The 1,673-nt window shown below is 41.5% G+C and carries 1 protein-coding gene and 2 pseudogenes; 2 read left to right on the top strand and 1 reads right to left on the bottom strand.

The genetic code is table 11. The features are described 5' to 3' along the window. Positions 1–368 (top strand): annotated as a pseudogene (locus VLN09_RS02375) (hypothetical protein); the annotation flags it as partial. Positions 369–433: 65 nt separating this feature from the next. Beyond that, positions 434–1,267: a phosphodiester glycosidase family protein gene (locus VLN09_RS02370; RefSeq protein ID WP_325243612.1), complete on the top strand. Its 834-nt coding sequence runs from the start codon at positions 434–436 to the stop codon at positions 1,265–1,267. A 147-nt stretch (positions 1,268–1,414) separates the two neighbouring features. Here VLN09_RS02370 and VLN09_RS02365 read toward each other — a convergent pair. After that, positions 1,415–1,673, bottom strand: a pseudogene (locus VLN09_RS02365) (flavohemoprotein); the annotation flags it as partial.

The raw sequence follows: 1,673 nt of genomic DNA, 5'->3' as shown, positions 1-1,673 counted from the left end.
TGCCAGCATCGTTGGTGCAGTCGGCTTACAGCATCCAAGTCAATTGCAGCCTTATCACATTGCACGCCGTTTGGATGATGGGCAAATTAAGCTACTATCGAAGTTTTTTTACCGATAAAGGCGCTTTACTTGAGCAAAACGCACGCTCAGAAGTCTTTAATCAGATGTGGGTAATGGCAGATTCGTCGAGCTTCTTAGCCAATAATGATGCGCTGATTGCTTATAACAAAGACTCGCGCGATATCGGTAAAGAAACCAATGCGCCAACACAAATAACCGTTGAAAAGGTAGACGTCAATATTGATGGTGGTAAAATGATTGGCAATGTCAATAATACCGTCCGCGATTTTATACCGCCAACTGTTTAACTACTTAAATAGTGCTTGGTCGTAACAATCACGCAATTTATTACCTTATAAAAGATAGATGATTGATGCCAAACACTGTTTTCACAAAACCTCTTCATGTACTGGCACTGATACTTATGGCAGTTATGACATTTGCCATAAGTGCTTGCCAGCCAACAGATAGCAATCAAGCTGATTCCGCTTCTTCTACCGATTGGTCATGTCAATCACATACCGCGCCATTTGCTTACAGCGCCTGTCATATTCAATCTGATTTGTTGACAGACGAGCGTTATTCGTTACAGTTGTTTTGGCAATCCTCTGACAGTAGCACGCCGCTATTAACCTTTGATAATTTATTAAACATACTGCCCTCGCCGCAATCTCTGAAATTTGCGATGAATGCCGGTATGTATAATGAAAATTATGCACCCATTGGCTATACCGTCATAAAATCTGAAGAGATACGCGCATTAAACCTCAAAGAAGGTGGTGGCAATTTTCATTTATTACCCAATGGCGTACTGTGGTGGGATAAGTCTGGCAAGGTGCAAATTACTGAAAGCAACGCCTTAGCTAAGCAGCTGAAAGATGGCAGCGCACAGCCGTGGTACGCCACCCAATCTGGTCCTATGCTGGTCATTAACGACGCTATTCATCCGCAGTTTAACCCTGATAGCAGCTCGGCCAAAATTCGTAACGGTATAGGCGTTTGTAGCGATGGCAGCCTACAGTTCGTTAATAGCGAAGCGCCTGTGACCTTCTATCATTTCGCTGCACTATTTAAGGATGAATTGAAATGTCCGAATGCACTATTTTTAGATGGCGGTATTGCATCCGCTTTATACGCACCTACGATAGATAAGCATGATAAAAAAGAGATGGGTGTGATGATTGGGCTGGTTGAAAATAAAGACTAGAGTACGTTGTAAGATTCCTATCTAGTTAACTACATCTCATCATATTATGTTTGATAAAAAGCACTTGAAATGACTTTGTCATCCAAGTGCTTTTTTCTAATTACAACTTTTATTAACTCGCATGTAGAAACCACTCGATTTCTACAACTAGCCTCCTAGACTCATTTTTGGACCAAACGGCTCATAATGGACGCAATCGACACCGTGATCTAACGTCACTAGCCCATCGATCATACTTTCCATAAATGGCATCGAGCCACAGACATAAATATCAGCAGGCTTAGGTAATTGAGCAAGCCATGCCTCATCCAATAGTTGTCCAGACTCAAAATAAAAGATATGGCGCTCTACGTTTTCAGCCTTTTCTAATAGTTTATTTACTTCCATATTAAAAGCATGATGCGCT

The sequence above is a fragment of the Psychrobacter sp. genome (genome assembly GCF_035469765.1).
Lineage (GTDB): Bacteria > Pseudomonadota > Gammaproteobacteria > Pseudomonadales > Moraxellaceae > Psychrobacter.
This window is presented reverse-complemented; position numbering and strand designations above follow the sequence as displayed.